General features: G+C 68.4%; 15 protein-coding genes. 6 read left to right on the top strand and 9 right to left on the bottom strand.

The window, feature by feature from the left end; translation table 11 throughout:
* The first annotated feature begins 420 nt into the window (after positions 1 to 420).
* Positions 421 to 2,262 carry an asparagine synthase (glutamine-hydrolyzing) gene (asnB, locus tag RPX00_RS23160; protein ID WP_406642376.1) on the top strand — a complete coding sequence of 614 codons (1,842 nt, stop codon included), beginning with the start codon at positions 421 to 423 and terminating at the stop codon, positions 2,260 to 2,262.
* Between the two features lie 128 nt (positions 2,263 to 2,390).
* On the opposite strand, the gene RPX00_RS23155 is transcribed toward asnB, so the two are convergent.
* Positions 2,391 to 2,894, bottom strand: a complete 504-nt coding sequence (locus RPX00_RS23155) for an N-acetyltransferase family protein (RefSeq protein ID WP_406642374.1) — start codon at positions 2,892 to 2,894, stop codon at positions 2,391 to 2,393.
* 53 nt (positions 2,895 to 2,947) lie between these two features.
* Complete coding sequence (locus RPX00_RS23150; RefSeq protein ID WP_406642373.1) at positions 2,948 to 3,607, bottom strand: SDR family NAD(P)-dependent oxidoreductase; 660 nt, start codon at positions 3,605 to 3,607, stop codon at positions 2,948 to 2,950.
* A 61-nt stretch (positions 3,608 to 3,668) separates the two neighbouring features.
* Between RPX00_RS23150 and RPX00_RS23145 the strand changes: the two genes are divergently transcribed.
* The gene (locus RPX00_RS23145; protein WP_406642371.1) at positions 3,669 to 4,265 is read left to right on the top strand and encodes a TetR/AcrR family transcriptional regulator; all 597 of its coding nucleotides are present in this window, start codon (positions 3,669 to 3,671) and stop codon (positions 4,263 to 4,265) included.
* Position 4,266: 1 nt separating this feature from the next.
* On the opposite strand, the gene RPX00_RS23140 is transcribed toward RPX00_RS23145, so the two are convergent.
* Positions 4,267 to 5,268, bottom strand: a complete 1,002-nt coding sequence (locus RPX00_RS23140; RefSeq protein WP_406642369.1) for a Gfo/Idh/MocA family oxidoreductase — start codon at positions 5,266 to 5,268, stop codon at positions 4,267 to 4,269.
* Positions 5,265 to 6,275, bottom strand: coding sequence for a LacI family DNA-binding transcriptional regulator (locus RPX00_RS23135; RefSeq protein ID WP_406642367.1), 1,011 nt, complete (start codon positions 6,273 to 6,275; stop codon positions 5,265 to 5,267). The genes RPX00_RS23140 and RPX00_RS23135 overlap by 4 nt, the downstream gene beginning before the upstream one ends.
* Before the next feature lie 98 nt (positions 6,276 to 6,373).
* On the opposite strand from RPX00_RS23135, the gene RPX00_RS23130 reads away from it, so the two are divergent.
* The 4 genes from RPX00_RS23130 to RPX00_RS23115 are packed head-to-tail and all read left to right on the top strand — an operon-like array spanning position 6,374 to position 10,056.
* A complete protein-coding gene (locus RPX00_RS23130; protein ID WP_406642366.1) occupies positions 6,374 to 7,246 on the top strand; it encodes a sugar phosphate isomerase/epimerase family protein in 873 nt (290 codons plus the stop codon).
* A 19-nt stretch (positions 7,247 to 7,265) separates the two neighbouring features.
* Positions 7,266 to 8,258 carry a sugar ABC transporter substrate-binding protein gene (locus tag RPX00_RS23125; RefSeq protein WP_406642364.1) on the top strand — a complete coding sequence of 331 codons (993 nt, stop codon included), beginning with the start codon at positions 7,266 to 7,268 and terminating at the stop codon, positions 8,256 to 8,258.
* The gene (locus tag RPX00_RS23120; protein ID WP_406642362.1) at positions 8,255 to 9,283 is read left to right on the top strand and encodes an ABC transporter permease; all 1,029 of its coding nucleotides are present in this window, start codon (positions 8,255 to 8,257) and stop codon (positions 9,281 to 9,283) included. Before RPX00_RS23125 ends, RPX00_RS23120 begins: the two co-directional genes overlap by 4 nt.
* Positions 9,280 to 10,056 carry an ATP-binding cassette domain-containing protein gene (locus tag RPX00_RS23115; protein ID WP_406642361.1) on the top strand — a complete coding sequence of 259 codons (777 nt, stop codon included), beginning with the start codon at positions 9,280 to 9,282 and terminating at the stop codon, positions 10,054 to 10,056. Before RPX00_RS23120 ends, RPX00_RS23115 begins: the two co-directional genes overlap by 4 nt.
* On the opposite strand, the gene RPX00_RS23110 is transcribed toward RPX00_RS23115, so the two are convergent.
* The 5 genes from RPX00_RS23110 to RPX00_RS23090 all read right to left on the bottom strand — a co-directional run bounded on the left by RPX00_RS23110 (position 10,057) and on the right by RPX00_RS23090 (position 16,068).
* Positions 10,057 to 10,872: an alpha/beta fold hydrolase gene (locus RPX00_RS23110; RefSeq protein ID WP_406642359.1), complete on the bottom strand. Its 816-nt coding sequence runs from the start codon at positions 10,870 to 10,872 to the stop codon at positions 10,057 to 10,059. It abuts the gene before it with no gap.
* 68 nt (positions 10,873 to 10,940) lie between these two features.
* On the bottom strand, positions 10,941 to 11,885 hold the full coding sequence (locus tag RPX00_RS23105; protein ID WP_406642356.1) for a hypothetical protein: 945 nt from the start codon (positions 11,883 to 11,885) through the stop codon (positions 10,941 to 10,943).
* Complete coding sequence (locus RPX00_RS23100) at positions 11,882 to 13,114, bottom strand: MFS transporter (protein WP_406642355.1); 1,233 nt, start codon at positions 13,112 to 13,114, stop codon at positions 11,882 to 11,884. The genes RPX00_RS23105 and RPX00_RS23100 overlap by 4 nt, the downstream gene beginning before the upstream one ends.
* A gap of 9 nt (positions 13,115 to 13,123) precedes the next feature.
* Entirely contained in the window at positions 13,124 to 14,767 is a 1,644-nt protein-coding gene (locus RPX00_RS23095; protein ID WP_406642353.1) for a discoidin domain-containing protein, read from the bottom strand.
* Between the two features lie 245 nt (positions 14,768 to 15,012).
* Positions 15,013 to 16,068 carry an NAD(P)-binding domain-containing protein gene (locus tag RPX00_RS23090; RefSeq protein ID WP_406642351.1) on the bottom strand — a complete coding sequence of 352 codons (1,056 nt, stop codon included), beginning with the start codon at positions 16,066 to 16,068 and terminating at the stop codon, positions 15,013 to 15,015.
* Between the last annotated feature and the right edge of the window lie 37 nt (positions 16,069 to 16,105).

Raw genomic sequence — 16,105 nt, 5'->3', positions numbered from 1 at the left:
CTCCAGCCCGCGAAGGACACCGGCGAGCACCACGAAAACGCCGATGAGCAATAGGGCGTACAGCAAATCCGCCACGAGGCACCTCTCAGGAAGGGTCACCCGGCACGGGGTGACCGTCGGTCGAGAGCCACTGTGCGGTCGTCGCGGAGCGTAAGCACCCGCGTCTGACGCCTCCTTGACACCGCGACCTGGGGGCGTTTACGGGATCTTGACGGCCGGTGACCCGTGCCACTACGTCGGACGCCATTCCGGGCTCCCCAGGCGAATGACTGTCCGTAGTTGGTGGGTGACTTGCGGCACAACGCGTAGCGGATCAAGGACAGAGAGTGCAATTCGGGCAGACAAGGATCGGGGGTTCGTGTTACACCTGAGTAACCAATAGTTGTATCAGCTAACTAACTACCTTCCGGGAGGTCTCGCATGTGCGGAATCGCGGGCTGGGTTTCCTACGACACCGATCTCACGCAGCAGCAGGAGATCGCGGACGCGATGACCGAAACCATGGCCTGCCGCGGACCCGACGACCGGGGCACGTGGGTCCGCCGTTCGGTCGCGCTCGGCCATCGCCGGCTCGCCATCATCGACCTGCCGGGCGGACGGCAGCCGATGAGCGTCAAGACGCCGAACGGCGAGGTCGCGATGGTCTACAGCGGCGAGGCCTACAACTTCTCCGAACTCCGTGAAGAACTCACGAAGCTCGGCCACCGCTGGGAGACCGACAGCGACACCGAGGTCGTGCTGCACGGCTACCTGCAGTGGGGCGCCGAGGTCGTGGACCACCTCAACGGCATGTACGCGTTCGCGATCTGGGACGAGCGCGACCAGAAGCTCGTGATGATCCGCGACCGGATGGGCATCAAGCCGTTCTACTACTACCCCACCCGCGACGGCGTCCTGTTCGGCTCCGAGCCGAAGGCAATCCTGGCGAACCCGTTGGCGCGCAAGGTGGTCGACAGCGACGGCCTGCGCGAGCTGATGGGCTTCACGAAGCGTCCGGGCTGGTCGCTGTGGAAGGGCATGTACGAGGTCGACCCGGCCACCGTCGTCACCGTGACCCGCGAGGGCATCAACACCCGCACTTACTGGAAGCTCGACGCGAAGCAGCACACCGACGACCAGGAGACGACGGTCGAGCGCGTGCGCGAGCTGATGACCGACATCGTCAACCGGCAGCTGATCGCCGACGTGCCGCGCTGCGTGCTGCTGTCCGGCGGCCTCGACTCGAGCGCCGTCACGGGCCTCGCCGCCGCCCGGCTGGCCGAGGAAGGCGAGCAGCTGCGTACGTTCTCGGTCGACTTCTTCGGGCAGGAGGAGAACTTCCAGCCGGACGAAATGCGCGACACCCCGGACTCGCCCTACATCCGCGACGTCGCCAAGCTCGTCGGTTCCGCGCACCAGGACGTGATGCTGAACCCGGCCGACCTAAGCGACCCCGAGGTCCGCCGCAAGGTGCTGCGCGCCCGCGACATCCCGTCCGGGCTCGGCGACATGGACACGTCGCTGTACTTGCTGTTCAAGGCGATCCGCGGCGAATCGACGGTCGCGCTGTCCGGCGAATCGGCCGACGAGGTGTTCGGCGGGTACCGCTGGTTCCACGACGAGGCCGCGGTCAACGCGGACACCTTCCCGTGGCTGGCGTTCCGCAACAGCCTGATGGAGGACCGGGGCTCGCTGCTCGAACCGGGGCTGGCGAAGAAGCTCGACCTGGAGTCCTACATCGCCGACCAGTACCGCACCGCGGTGTCCGAAGTGGACTTGCTGGACGGCGAATCCGAGCGGGACTCCCGGATGCGGGTCATCTGCAATCTGCACCTGACCCGTTTCGTGCGGCAGCTGCTCGACCGCAAGGACCGGATGTCGATGGCGGTGGGCCTCGAAGTGCGCGTGCCGTTCTGCGACCACCGGCTCGTCGAGTACGTCTACAACACGCCGTGGTCGCTGAAGACCTACGACGGCCGGGAGAAGAGCCTGCTGCGGCACGCGACGAAGCACGTGCTGCCCGCGTCGGTGCGGGACCGGGTGAAGAGCCCGTATCCGTCCACTCAGGACCCGGGCTACGCGGTCGCGCTGCAGCAGCAGATCAAGGAAGCCTTGGCGCAGAAGGACAATCCGATGTTCCAGATGGTCGGCCGGGAATGGCTGCAGCAGTCGGCGGAAACCGACCCGGCGGCGATCAGCCCGACGCAGCGGGCCGGCATGGACCGGGCGCTTGACCTGCACCACTGGTTCGACATGTACTCGCCGGAACTGGAAATCGACTGACCCTCCGCCCCGCGCCGCCCAGCCGGTCGCCCCGGCACGCAAGGCGAACGTCCGTGAAGGACTCCTTGAGGGAATCTAATTCCCTCAAGGAGTCCTTCACGGACCTCTGCGGGAGCGGCGGCGAGCGGTCAGAGTTCCAGGTGCGCGTCGATCTCCGCGCCGTGCACGTCCAGTTCCGCGCCGGTTCCGCTCAGCAGCCGCCGGGCCGCCGCATTGTCCACAGTGGTCGTCGCGACGAACTTCGCCGCGCCGCCGTCGCGGGCCGCGTCCAGCAAAACCGCGGTCACCTTCCGGCCGATCCCGCGTCCGCGCGCCGAACGGCCGAGCCACACCCCGGCTTCGACCTCCAGCGCCGACTTCCCAGACACCGGCCGCAGCCGGGCCGCCCCGCAGACCTGGCCGTCGACTTCCACGACCCACGTCGTCTCGATAGCCGTGTCCGGGTTGAGGGATCGTCGGCGGTGAAACGTGAGAAACGCTTCGCGGCGGGCTTCGGTCCAGCCGGCCGGGCCTTCCACCGGCGGCATCACCTCGAGCGGATCGGCGTCGGCCACCGCGGCCGCCAAAAGGCGCTCGAGCCCCGGCTCGTCGAGCGGGATCAGCACGATCTCGGATTCTCCGGATCCAGGCACGCCCCGCAGCTTGGCATGCGAAGCCGCCGAGCGCTACCCGTTCGGCCCAGTCGTTACCAGGGAACGGGCTTGCCGAACCGGTCGAGGAACTGCAGCCCCGGTTCGCCCGCCCGCGCTTCCAGCACGTCGACGACCGCGGGGATGCTTTCCTCGGGCAGCAGCGGCGCGTCCGGCCCGCCGAGCCGCGTCCGGTTGTGGCCAGGGTCGATGAGCAGCTTCGTCCGCCCGTCCCCCTCCTGCCGGGTGGCGTAGCTGCGCATGAGCTGGTTGAGCGCGGCCTTGCTCGCCTTGTACAGCTCGTATCCGGGTTCGGTGTTCATCGAGACGCTGCCCTGCTCGGACGACATCACCGCGACTGTCCCGCCCGGCTTCACCAGATCGTGCAGTCCTTCGAGGACTCGCAACGGGCTCAACGCGTTGGTGATCATCACTTCGGTGAACATCGCCGTCGGCACCTCGCTGATCGGCAGGTTGCCCTGATTAATCGCCGCGTTCACGAAAAGCAGATCGAGCGGACCGTCCGCTCTGTCGTGCAGCGCGGCTATCTGTGCGTCGTCAGTCATCTCCAGCTGCTCGGTCCGCATCCCTTTCTTCGGCACCGTCCCGTTCCGGGTGGTCGCGATGACCTCCCACCCGCGCCGGTCCAGTTCGGTGACCAGCACCAACCCCAGCCCTCGCGAAGCTCCGACCACCAATGCCCGGCGTCCGGCCATGGCCGCTCCTTTGTCTAGACGAGACGTCACGTCTAGACAGTAGCACGGTAAGATGTCCGCCATGCCCGCCGTGAATTCCCAGCCCCGCAGGGCACGCTCCGGCAACCGGCGCGACGAGGCCGCCCGCGTCGCCGTGCTCCACGCCGCCGACGATCTGCTGGTCGAGCACGGCTTCGCCGCGCTGACCGTCGAAGCGATCGCCCGCCGCGCCGGGGTCGCGAAGCAGACGATCTACCGCTGGTGGCCGTCCAAGGTCGAAATCCTGCTGGACACGCTGATCGAGGACACCGCGAAACGCCTGCCCGTTCCCACGGAACTCCCGACGGCCGACAGCATTCGCGCGTACCTGCGCGATTTCGCGGACTTCCTCGCCGCGGACCCGGCGGGCAAATGCCTGCTGACCCTGCTGGCCGAATCCCAGCACGACCCGGGAACCGCGGCGAGCTTCCACGAGCGTTACCTGGAACCGCGCCGTATCGCCGAACTGGAGATGCTGACGCGGGCTACCGAAGCGGGCGAGGTGGCTCCGGTGCTGGGTCCGGAGGCCACAATGGACGCTCTGCTGGGGCCGATTGTCTACAGTGCACTGACTGGGGTGGCAGTAACGCGAGACTTGGTGGATACGTTGGCGGAGAACATTCTTCGCCCGCGAGCCTGACTTACCGCCGCACCTCCGCGACCCGCACCGGGCGGTTCTCCCGTCGCGATACCTCGCACGCCTCCGCGATGTAGAACGCCTCCAACGCATCCCCCGCCCCCGCAGGCGACGGTATCCGGCCAGCTGCCACGTCCAGGAAAGTCCGCAGCTCAGCCGCATAAGCCGGACGGAAGCGTTCCATGAACCCCGGATACGCCGGTCCCGGCAACGGCCCCACGCCCGGCTCCACCGACCGCAGCGGGGCCTGGTCGTCCAAGCCCACCACGGCATTCCCCAAGGAACCGAGGGCCTCGAACCGCACGTCGTAACCCGCGCCGTTGTAGCGGGTCAGCGAAACCGTCGCGAGCGTGCCGTCGTCGAGGGTCATCGCCACCGCCGCGGTGTCGACGTCCCCGGCATCGGCGAAGAACTGCTCGCCCTTGTTGCGCCCCACGGCGAATACTTCCTCAACCTCCCGCCCGGTCACCCAGCGGAGGATGTCGAAGTCGTGCACCCCGCAGTCCCGGAACAGGCCGCCGGAATGCGGGATATAGGCCGCGGGCGGCGGAGCCGGGTCCAAAGTGGTCGCTCGGACGCTGTGCAGCCAGCCCAATTCCCCGCTCGCCACCGCTGCCCGCGCGGCTTGGTACCCCGCGTCGAACCGGCGCTGGAAGCCGATCTGCACCGGTACGTCCGAGTCCGCGATCCGGTCGATCACCGCGAGCGTGCCGGGGATGTCCGCGGCGACCGGCTTTTCGCAGAACACCGGCACTCGCGCGTCGACCGCTTTCATGATCAGCTCGGGATGCGCGTCGGTGGCCGCGGCGATCACCAGACCGTCGAGGCCAGCCTGGAACAAGGCGTCGATTCCTTCGGCCGCCTCCACACCCAGGTTCGCCGCGACCGCCTGTGCGCGTGCGGGATCGACGTCCGCGACGACCACCGACGCGACCTCGTCGAAGCCGGCGAGCGTTTCCGCGTGCGCGGCACCGATCCGTCCGGCCCCTGCCAGTCCCAACCTCATCGCTGTGTCTCCCCTGAGTATGGCCCCGTGGTCTCCCGCACGACCAGGGACGGATGAAGCAGATGCCGCACCGGTTCAGTGCGTTCACCCCGTACCCGTTCCAATAACGCGTCAAAGGCCAGCCGGGCCATTTCGGCGCGCGGCTGGTCCACTGTGGTCAGTGAGATGTGCCGGAGGGAGGCCAGCGACGTGTTGTCGTAGCCGACCACCGACACGTCCTCCGGCACTCGCAACCCGTGTTCTTCGAGGGCCGAGATCGCGCCGACGGCGTTGAAGTCGTTGCCCGCCAGCAGCGCGGTCGGCCTCGGGGAATACGAGGAAAGCAACTCCTGCACGGCTTTCTCGCCCGCGGTGTCGGTGTGTTCGCTGCGCACCACGATCGGCTCCAGCCCGTGCGACCGCATTGCCTGCCGGAAGCCCCGCCGCCGGGCCGCGGCACCGGCTGCTCCCCCGCCGTCGAGGTGTGCGATCCGGCGATGCCCCAGCTGTACCAGGTGTTCGACCGCCAACGCCGCCCCAGCTTCGCCGTCGTCGTTCACCGTGTCCACTGAGGACAGTCGAGAAGTCCGCGACACCAATACTACCGGACACTGACGCGCCGCGGCCTCAATCGCCGCGGCCGGAACGACCGGCGACAACAGCACTACGCCAGCCGGGCGGAAGGACAACAGACTGCGCAGCGCAGCGCCTTCCCGTGAAGGCATTCGGCCGCCGGTGTTGAGGATCAGGTCGAAACCGGCCGCCTGCGCCGCGGCGTCCAGCCCTTCCACGACATCGGCGAAGAACGCGTTGCGCAGGTCGTTCACCATCACGCCCAGCACCGTCGAGGTCCGGCTCGCCAGCGACCGGGCCATGACGTGCGGCGAATAACCCAGCTCCTCGGCCGCTTTCACCACGGCCGCGCGCCGCCGCGCCGAGACGTTCGGCGCGTTGCGCATCACCAGCGACACCAGCGCACGGGAGACACCGGCGCGCGCGGCGACGTCCTCCATCGTGGGCTTCCCCATCTGAAAACCTCCCCGGAGAAGCGCTTGACGCGACGGTCCGGACGCTACAAGCTTAGAGCGCTCTAATCAAGGCGTGTCCCCCGACCGGAGAGGGATCCATGACCGCGAAGATCCGCGTCGCCGCCGCCCCGATCTCGTGGGGAGTCTGCGAGGTGCCCGGTTGGGGCCGGGTGCTCGACGCCGCGCACGTGCTCGGGGAAATGGCCGGACTAGGCGTCACCGCAACGGAATTGGGGCCGCCCGGCTATCTCCCGCGCGAACCGGCCGAGCTGAAAGCGCTCCTGGAAAGCCATCGGCTCGAACTCGTCGGCGGCTTCCTTGCCGTGCCGCTGCACGAAAATCCGGACGCGGCCGTCGCCGAAGCGGAAGAATCGGCCGCGCTCTTCGCTGCCTGCGGCGGCGGAATGCTCGTGCTCGCCGCGGCGACCGGCCTCGACGGTTACGACGAACGGCCCGCACTCACCGCCGCCGAATGGTCCACTTTGGTCAGCACGGCGGGCAAGATCCGTGACGTGGCCGCGAAACACGGGCTGAGGACCGTGTTGCATCCACACGTTGGCACCCATGTGGAAACCGAGGCCGAGGTCGAACGCTTCCTCGCCGACTCCGACCTCCAGCTCTGCCTGGACACCGGACACCTGCTGATCGGCGGCACCGATCCGGTCGCGCTCGCGCGGCGGCATCCGGAACGGATCGGCCATCTGCACCTCAAGGACGTCCGCGGAGAGCTGGCCGAAGCCGTCCGAGCGGGCTCGCTGCCCTACACCGAAGCGGTCGGCAAGGGCCTCTACGTGCCGCTCGGCCAGGGCGACGTGGACCTCGCGGCCATGGTCCGCTCCGTCGCCGAAGCGGGCTACGACGGCTGGTACGTGCTGGAACAGGACACCGCGCTGGGCGAAGACAGCCCGGTCGACCGGCCCGGCCAGGACGTCGCGGCCAGTCTCTCGTACCTACGGAACATCACCGGCTGACAAGCGAGGAGAGACAACGATGTCCCATCGCTGGAAGCGCACCGGCCGCGCGGTAGCGAGCCTGCTGGCCGCGGGCTGGCTGCTGGCGGCGTGCACCGGGCCGGCCGCCGAGCCGAAGACGACCGCGCCCGCCGCCGCTCCGGCACCGTCCGGGCCGCTGAAGGTTTCGGTGATCACGCACGGCACCGCGGGCGACGCGTTCTGGAACGTGGTCAAGAACGGTGCCGAGAAGGCGGGCAAAGACCTTGGCGTACAAGTGGAATACACCTCGGACGGCGATCCGGGCGCACAGGCGAAGCTGATCGACAACGCGGTCGCGCAGCAGACCGGCGGGCTCGTGGTGTCGATGGCGAACCCGGAAGCGCTGCGTCCGTCCATTGAGGCCGCTGTGCGAGCCGGAATCCCAGTGATCACCATCAATTCCGGCGAGGACAAGAGCGCGGCGTACGGCGCGCTCACGCACGTCGGGCAGAACGAGTCGATCGCCGGCGAGGAAGCCGGGAAGAAGTTCAAGGACCTCGGCAAGCACAAGCTGCTGTGCGTGATCCACGAGGCCGGGAACGTCGGGCAGGCGCAGCGCTGCGACGGCGCGAAGACCGGGTTCGCCGGCACCGTCCAGACGCTGCAGGTGGACATCTCCAACCCGACCGACGCCGAGTCGCGCATCCGCGGCGCGGTCCAGACCGACTCGTCGATCGACGCGGTCCTCACGCTGAACTCGCAGGTCGCCGCCCGGGCGGTGAGCGCGGTCAAGTCGGTGGGCGCGAAAGCGCAGGTCGCCACGTTCGACCTCAACTCCGACGTCGTGGCCGCGATCAAGGCGGGCGACGTGCTGTTCGCGGTCGACCAGCAGCAGTACGAACAGGGCTATCTGCCGGTGCAGTTCCTGAAGCTGTACCGGGACAACGCGAACGTCGTCGGCGGCGGCAAACCGGTGCTCACCGGACCCGACCTGGTCGACAAATCCACAGTGGACAAGGTCGGCCAGTACGTGCAAAGGGGCACCCGATGACGACCCTCGACGAACGGCTGGCGAAGCCGCGGCTGACCGACCGGCTGGTGGTGCGCCCGGAGATCGGCGCACTGCTCGGCGCAGTCGTCGTCTTCCTGTTCTTCACCTTTGTGACCGACAAGTTCTTCAGCGCCAGCGGTGCCGCGACCTGGCTGGACGACGCGGCGACGCTGGGCATCATGGCGGTGGCCGTGTCGCTGCTGATGGTCGGCGGCGAGTTCGACTTGTCGGCGGGCGTGATGACCGCGTCGACGTCGCTGGTCACCGCGATCCTCGCCACCCAGGCGGGCTGGAACGTGTGGCTCGCTCTGCTCGTCTCGCTGGCGTTCGCGCTGACGGTCGGCGCGTTCAACGGCTGGCTCGTGATGAAAACCGGGCTGCCGAGTTTTATCGTCACCCTGGGCACTTTCCTGGCCCTGCAAGGGCTGAACCTCGGCGTCACCCGGCTCGTCACCGGCACCGTGCAGGTGTCGGGCATGCGCTCGACCGACGGCTACGCGTCCGCCGGGTTCGTCTTCGCCTCCACAGTGGACATCGGCGGGACCCCGTTCCAGATCTCCATCGTCTGGTGGCTCGGCGCGATCGCGGTGGCCGCGTGGCTGCTCGTGCGGACGCGGTTCGGCAACTGGATCTTCGCGGTCGGCGGGTCGTCCGCGAGCGCCCGTTCGGTCGGCGTTCCGGTGGTGCGCACCAAAATCCTGCTGTTCATGGGCACCGCGCTGGCCGGATGGCTGGTCGGCTCGATCAACATCCTGCGGTTCGCGAGCGTGCAGGCGAATCAGGGCATCGGGCTGGAATTCCAGTACATCATCGCCGCGGTGATCGGCGGCTGCCTGCTGACCGGCGGATTCGGCTCGGCCGTCGGCGCGGCGATCGGCGCGCTGATCTTCGGCATGGCGCGCCAGGGCATCGTGTTCGCCGGCTGGGACAACGACTGGTTCATGCTGTTCCTCGGGATCATGCTCCTGGCGGCGGTCCTGGTCAACAACGCTCTGCGGCGGCGCGCGGAAAGGGTCCGGCGATGAACGCTCTCCTCGAAGTGAAGAACGTCGGCAAGCGATACGGCACCGTGGTCGCGTTGCGCGAAGTGTCCACTGTGGTCAACGCGGGTGAAGTCACCTGCGTGCTGGGCGACAACGGCGCGGGAAAGTCCACTTTGATCAAGATCCTCGCCGGCGTGCATCAGCACGACGAAGGCGAGTTCCTGGTCGAAGGCACGCCGGTGCGGTTCGCGTCGCCCCGCGAAGCGCTGGACCGCGGAATCGCCACGGTGTACCAGGATCTCGCGGTGGTTCCGCTGATGAGCGTGTGGCGCAACTTCTTCCTCGGTTCCGAACCGACCGTCGGCTTCGGCCCGTTCCGCGCGCTGGACCGGCGCAAAGGCCGCGAGCTGACCAAGAAGGCGCTCGCCGAGATGGGCATCGATCTGCGGGATGTCGAACAACCGGTCGGCACCCTGTCCGGCGGCGAACGGCAGTGCGTGGCCATCGCACGTGCGGTCCACTTTGGCGCGAAGGTGCTGATCCTGGACGAGCCGACGGCCGCGTTGGGCGTGAAGCAGGCCGGGGTGGTGCTGAAGTACGTGGCCCAGGCCCGCGACCGGGGCCTGGGCGTCGTCCTGATCACGCACAACCCGCACCACGCGTATCCGGTGGCGGATCGATTCCTGCTGCTCAAACGCGGCGCGGCGCTCGGGTCTTATGAGAAGTCGGAGATCGAACTGCCGGAGCTGACGCGGCAGATGGCGGGTGGCGCGGAGCTAGAAGCGCTGGAGCACGAGCTGCGGCAAGCCGAGTAGCTACACGACTTTCTCCAGCCACGGCCGCACCACCGGCAGCACGGCGGCGGCCTGCATCGCCCCCATGTGGTCCAGCCCGTCGAGCACCTCGACGCTCCACCCGCGCGCCTCCAGCTCGGCCCGCTCCCGCAGCAACGGCCCAACGATGTCGACGGTCACCCCGCCCCACCGCTCGCCGTACTCGATCCGATCCTCCGACCCCGCGAAACACAGCCGAGGACACGACAACTCGACGGCCCGGTCATCGAAGTCCTGCAACGCCTCGTACAACGTCACGAACTGCTTCGTCTGCCCCGTCGACAACGTGACGTCTACCGAGTCCCAATCCCCCGGCTCGGGTTTGGTTTCGGCCGTCGGCCCGGCGAGCGCCATCTCGTGCGTCGCCCGGGTCACCGCCAGCATCGCCGCGTACGGCCCGTCCAGCGGCGGATATCCGCCCATCACCAAGGCATCCAGCCGATCCGTGCGCAACGCCAGCTGCAGACCGGACAGTGCCAGCCACGAGTAGCCGTAATACGAGAACCGCTCCGCCCCCACCGCGTCCGCCACCGCGAGGAAATCGGCCGCGACCACCTCCGGTGCCAGATCGGCCGGATGCGCCATCCGGTGCCCCTGGTAGTCGAAGGCCACCACCCGGAACCCGGCGAATCCCGCGATCAGCGAACGGCCCAGCTCCGGGTCGGCTCCCCACTGCCGGGCCGCCTCGGCCTCCGGCCCTTCGGCGGGCTTGGGGTCGACCGGGAGCAGCAGCACCGGCCCGTCCCCGTGCACCTGTGCTTCGATCCGTGTTCCGTCGTGCAGCGCAGCTTCAGCCATCTCATCTCTTTACGTCGTAAAGTATCTACGGACACGTAGGGTACTATACGACGTAAAGAGATGTCGAATCAGCTGGTGACGGCGGGCGAGACGGCGTCGGCGACGAGCTTGCGCGGGGCCCCGGACCCGTCCGCGGGCACCGCCCACACGGCGTTCTCCAGCCCGTACAGGATCGTGTGGTCGTCCTGCCACAACGCCTGGTCGTCCACGCTGCGGGTCTCGGCGAGCGCGGTCTCCCGCATCGTCTTGAGGTCGAGCACGGACAGCCGCCAGACGCCCTCGCCGACCTTCTTCTTGAACGCGATCCGCGTCTCGTCCGGCGACAGCGACGGGCATTCCACGTTTTCCCGCAGCGCTTTCCCGCGGTAGGTGTCGTAATCGCCTTCGATCAGGTAGGTCTTGCCCTTGGTGCCGAGCGTCGAGTAGAACCGCTTGCCGTCCTTGGCGAAGGTGATGCCCCAGTAGTTGACGTCGGCGGAGAAATACCGCTTCCCGTCGACCAGGACCGGCAACTCCTCGATCGTCTTCTCCAGCTCGCCGTTGTCCAGCTGGTAAACCCCGGAGCGGGTCGAGAACCCGGTGGCGGCATAGGAGTCACCGGTGACGAACAGCGTCCAGTACACCCGTTTCCCGTCCGGCGAAACACGGGCCCGGCTCGGCGTCCCCGGCAAATAGTCCTTGTGCACAATGCCGAGATTCCGGTCGAGGACACTGAAGTCACTGACCGCGGGCAGCGTGCCCGGACGCACGGCGAGACACATTCCCGTCGTGCCGGACACCGCGAACCGGTCGCACTTCAGGTCGCTGAACTTCGGCGCGGCACCAGGATTCGCCAGCGGAACGACGCCGACGTTGCCCGTTTTAGTACTGCGAAAGAACAACTGCCCAGGCGCGAGCGAAAGATGCTCGACCTTCGCGGGCTCAGCAGGACTGGGCCGCGCGGCAACGGTGTAGACCACCGCGGCAGCAGCGAGCACCACAGTGCCGACAACAGCGAGAAGGACCTTTTTCATTTACGCACCGGCCTTGCGAAAGCGGCGCCAAGCGCCACGACAGCGAGCGCTCCGGCCGCCACGAGGACCGCGGGCTGCAGGTCCCACAAGGTCCAGGCGAGTCCGAAGAGGACCGACGAAAGCATCCGCGCGGCAGCCTGTCCAGTTTGGACCACCGCGAGACCGGTCGCCCTAAGATCAGCGGGCACCAACGGTCCGGCGGCCGCCATGAGCACCCCGTCGGTAGCCGCGTAGAACACGCCGTGCAACCCCAAGGCGAGAGCCGCGAGCCAGAAGCCCGACACCGGCCCGCACAACGCGATCAGCGCGGCGACGAGTGCGACGTGCCCGCCGAGGAACACCGGCCAGCGCCCGATCTTGTCCGCCAGCTTGCCCAGCGGAACGGCCAGCACCAGGTACACCCCGGCCGTCCCGAGCGGCAGCAACGGGAAGAACGTCGCCGCGACGTCCCAGCGCCGCTGAAGCACCAGGTACACAAAGGAATCGCCAAGCGTCACGAACCCGAGCAGTGCCGCCCACACCGCGACGCGGCGGAAGCCTCGCTCGCGCAACAGCCCGAACGCGGCGCGCACGGACACCGCGGCCCGGTCGACCGCGGCTGGCCGGTCGCGGACGAACAGCACGAGCAGCATGACCGCGATCGCCGCGATACAGAAACTGGTGAAGAACACCGACGTGTAGCTGCCGAGGCTCAGCGCGAGCACGGCCATCGCGACGAGCGGGCCGAGGAACGCGCCGACAGTGTCCATCGCGCGGTGCACGCCGAACGACCGGCCGAGCGTGTCGGGCTCGCTGGAAAGCGAGATCAACGCGTCGCGCGGGGCCGTGCGCAGCCCCTTGCCGGTGCGGTCGGCGGCGAGCACCACGCCGATCGCCGCGACCGACGAACCGGCCGCGACCAGGCCGAGCTTGCACACCGCGGACAAGCCGTAGCCGAACCCGGCGACCGCCTTGAGCCGGCGCCACCGGTCGGCCAGATGCCCGCCGAGCACGCGGACCACGGCGGTGGCTCCCGCGTAAAGCCCGTCGAGCAGGCCGAACTGCAGCGGGTTCAGCCCGAGGCCGAGCACCAGGTAGAGCGGGAGCACCGCGGTCACCATCTCCGAGGAGATGTCGGTGACCAGGCTGACCGCGCCGAGTGCGACGACGTTCGCCGACACCCGGCGCAGGCCGGCCTTGCGCTCGGTGCCCGCCGCGACGTCCGAACTACGGCTTGTCGCGATGTACATGCCCGGCCCCTAGTTGTGGCAGGTGTAGGTCGGGCTGCTGTCCTGGACCTTGCCGTCGAGACCGATCAGCTGCTCGGAGAACGTCGTGTCGGTCATCGTCAGCTTCAGCACGCCGAAGGTGTCCTTGAGCAGCTTCGCCGTGGTCGGGTGCGCGGAGTGGACCGGGTACGGGTTCGCGCCGCCCATGCCGCCGATGATCTCGACCGGACCGGCCGGGTCCGCCTTGCCGCTGGCGTTCTGCGGGACGAACCGCTCGTAGTGGTGGTCGTGGCCGTTGAGGATCAGGTCGACCTTGTTCTGCGCGAACAGGTCCCACAGCTGCTTGGAACCGCGCTGGTCGCCATGGTCGCCCGAACTCCACCGCGGGTGGTGGTAGTACGCCGCGACGCAGCCCTTGGTGTTCTTCGCCAGGTCCTGCTTGATCCAGTTCATCTGGTCGGTGTCCTCCAGCTGGCCGCCGTCCTTGTCGTCGACGAAGCCGTTGGAGTCGAGGGCGATGAAGTGCCAGTTGCCCATTTCCCAGCTGTAGTACCGCTTCCCGTTCGGCGTGGCGATCTTGCCGAAGTACTGCTCGTAGGCCTCGAACGGCTTGTTGTCGTCGTAGGTCTCGTGGTTGCCGGGGATCGGGTGCGTGATGCTCTTGAACTTGCCCCAGGTCTTGTCGTAGTAGTCCTTGAAGTTCTGCAGGGTCAGCCCGGTGTCCTCGGCGTCGTACTGGTTGTCGCCCATGGTGATCACCGCGGCGGGGTTCATCCCCTGGACCAGCTTCGCGGTCTTCGGGTGCACGCAGCTGGAACTGCTGGCGGTGCACTGCTCGGCGATGTCGCCTGCCGCGGCGAGGACGAAGCTGGTGCCCGCGTTCCCCGGCTTCGTGTGCACCTTGACCGGCCCGCTGACCGGCGAGGTGTTCCCGGCGGCGTCCTTCGCGCGGACGGTGTAGGTGTAGTCGGTGTCCGGAGAGAGGCCGTTGTCGGTGTAGGACGTGGTCGTGCTGGTGGCGACGGACTTGCCGTCCCGGAGGACCTCGTACCCGCTGACGCCGACGTTGTCGGTCGCGGCGGCCCAGGTCAGCGCGGCGCTGTTCGAGCCGACTTCGCCCGCGGCGAGGTTCGACGGAGCGGTGGGCGCCTGGGTGTCGCCGGACGAGTCCGGGGTGCCGTACGCCTGGAGTTCCCAGAGCGAGTAGCCGTACTTCGTGGCGCGCTCGGTGCCGACGAAGCGCAGGAACCGGCCGTGCCCGGACAGCCCGGTGAGGTCGTCGGTGCCGCCGTCGCCGCTGGTGATCGTCGCGATCGACTTGAAGTTCTCGCCGTCGTCGGAGATCTCGATGCGATATTTCTTGGCGTACGCCGCTTCCCAGTTCAGCTTCACCCGGTGGACCGTGACGGCCTGCCCGAGGTCGACGCGCAGCCACTGGGCGTCGGCGCTGACCGCACTGGCCCAGCGCGTCTTGAGATTCCCGTCGACGGCGTTCTCGCCGCCGAGCGTGGACGTCTCAAGCGTCGACGTGCTGACAGGTTTCCCTTGGGACAGCAGCACATCGGCGGCTGCGGCACTGGCGTCGCGCGCGGGCGAAACCGCGGCGGGCAGCAACACCACCGCGGCGGCCGGTAACGCGAACCGGGCGAGACTTCGGACACGGGACGAGGACACGTCGCACTCCTTCGGGCCGGACGGGAACAGGGCGGCGGCGTTACGGTTCTGCGGCGTCTCGTTGCGGTTATTGCGTTAGGAAAGTTTCCTAACTAAAACGGCAGAGTAGCGGGACCGGTTTCTCCCGACAAGCCCGGAACGGACGTGAAACGATCAAGACCGCCCGATCAGCGGAATGCCCGCTTCCTCCGCGCTGACACGCCGTGAGGGGCTTTGATTCCGTGAAGGAGCCCCGCACGGACCTCTCACCGCTGCAGCAGCCGCCGAACCTCCTGCACTGCCGCACGCCCGGCCCGGTTCGCCCCCACCGTGCTCGCCGAAGGCCCGTACCCGACCAGATGCAGCCGCGGCTCCGCCACCACCCGAGTCCCGTCCATCCGGATCCCGCCGCCGGACGTCCGCAGATGCAGCGGAGCCAGATGGTCGATCGAGGCCCGGAACCCAGTCGCCCACAGGATGACGTCCGCGGGCTCGAAACTCCCGTCCTCCCACACGACACCGTCGGGCACCAGCCGCGAGAACATCGGCCGCCGGTCCAGATATCCCGCCGCCCGACCGGCGAGCACCTCCGGCGTCACCGCCAGGTCCGTCACGCTCACGACGCTTTCCGGCGGCAGCCCGGCCCGCACCCGCTCGTCCACCTTCGCGACCGCCTGGCGGCCCCAGTCCTCGGTGAACGGCTCGTCTCGCCACACCGGCGGACGCCGCGTCACCCACACCGTCGAACGGGCGACCGGGCCGATCTCCATCAGCAGCTGCACCGCCGACGTCCCGCCGCCCACGACCACCACGCGCTGGCCGCGGAACTCCTCCGCACCGCGGTAATCCGCCGTGTGCAGCTGCTTTCCGGAGAAAGTCCCCGGATAACGCGGCCAGAACGGCCGGTCCCACGTCCCGGTCGCGCTGATCACCGCGCGCGCCGCCCACGTCTCCGCGGGCGATTCGACCAGCAGCCGCTCCCCCGCGCGCCGCACCGCCGTCACGTCGACCGGGCGGTGCACCGGCAGGTCATACGTCTTCTCGAAACGCCCGAAGTACTCCGACACGGCATCGCTCGCCGGCCGTGTCGCGTCCGGGGTCCCGAACGCCATCCCCGGCAGGTCGTGAATGCCGTGCACCTTCCCCACCACCAGCGACGGCCACCGGTACTGCCACGCCCCGCCCGCGCGCTTGCCGTGGTCGAGCACGACGAACCCGCGTTCGTTGGCGAACCCGGCGCGGCGCAGGTGGTACGCCGCCGACAATCCGGCCTGCCCGGCCCCGATCACCACGACGTCGGTCTCGTGATCCGCAGTGCTCATACAACGTTCAACAATTGCCCGCGCCCGGTATTTCCGG

It is taken from the genome of Amycolatopsis sp. WGS_07 (genome assembly GCF_045278895.1).
In the GTDB taxonomy this organism is placed as follows: Bacteria; Actinomycetota; Actinomycetes; order Mycobacteriales; family Pseudonocardiaceae; genus Amycolatopsis.
Note: the sequence above shows the minus strand (reverse complement) of the source record. Positions and strands in the feature narration are given on the sequence as shown.

What these genes read in the sequence shown, in the direction of transcription:
- asnB (WP_406642376.1), top strand. Translation starts at nt 421, where the DNA reads ATGTGCGGAATCGCGGGCTGGGTTTCCTACGACACCGATCTCACGCAG.
- RPX00_RS23150 (WP_406642373.1), bottom strand. Translation starts at nt 3,607, where the DNA reads ATGGCCGGACGCCGGGCATTGGTGGTCGGAGCTTCGCGAGGGCTGGGG.
- RPX00_RS23145 (WP_406642371.1), top strand. Translation starts at nt 3,669, where the DNA reads ATGCCCGCCGTGAATTCCCAGCCCCGCAGGGCACGCTCCGGCAACCGG.
- RPX00_RS23140 (WP_406642369.1), bottom strand. Translation starts at nt 5,268, where the DNA reads ATGAGGTTGGGACTGGCAGGGGCCGGACGGATCGGTGCCGCGCACGCG.
- RPX00_RS23135 (WP_406642367.1), bottom strand. Translation starts at nt 6,275, where the DNA reads ATGGGGAAGCCCACGATGGAGGACGTCGCCGCGCGCGCCGGTGTCTCC.
- RPX00_RS23130 (WP_406642366.1), top strand. Translation starts at nt 6,374, where the DNA reads ATGACCGCGAAGATCCGCGTCGCCGCCGCCCCGATCTCGTGGGGAGTC.
- RPX00_RS23125 (WP_406642364.1), top strand. Translation starts at nt 7,266, where the DNA reads ATGTCCCATCGCTGGAAGCGCACCGGCCGCGCGGTAGCGAGCCTGCTG.
- RPX00_RS23120 (WP_406642362.1), top strand. Translation starts at nt 8,255, where the DNA reads ATGACGACCCTCGACGAACGGCTGGCGAAGCCGCGGCTGACCGACCGG.
- RPX00_RS23115 (WP_406642361.1), top strand. Translation starts at nt 9,280, where the DNA reads ATGAACGCTCTCCTCGAAGTGAAGAACGTCGGCAAGCGATACGGCACC.
- RPX00_RS23110 (WP_406642359.1), bottom strand. Translation starts at nt 10,872, where the DNA reads ATGGCTGAAGCTGCGCTGCACGACGGAACACGGATCGAAGCACAGGTG.
- RPX00_RS23105 (WP_406642356.1), bottom strand. Translation starts at nt 11,885, where the DNA reads ATGAAAAAGGTCCTTCTCGCTGTTGTCGGCACTGTGGTGCTCGCTGCT.
- RPX00_RS23100 (WP_406642355.1), bottom strand. Translation starts at nt 13,114, where the DNA reads ATGTACATCGCGACAAGCCGTAGTTCGGACGTCGCGGCGGGCACCGAG.
- RPX00_RS23090 (WP_406642351.1), bottom strand. Translation starts at nt 16,068, where the DNA reads ATGAGCACTGCGGATCACGAGACCGACGTCGTGGTGATCGGGGCCGGG.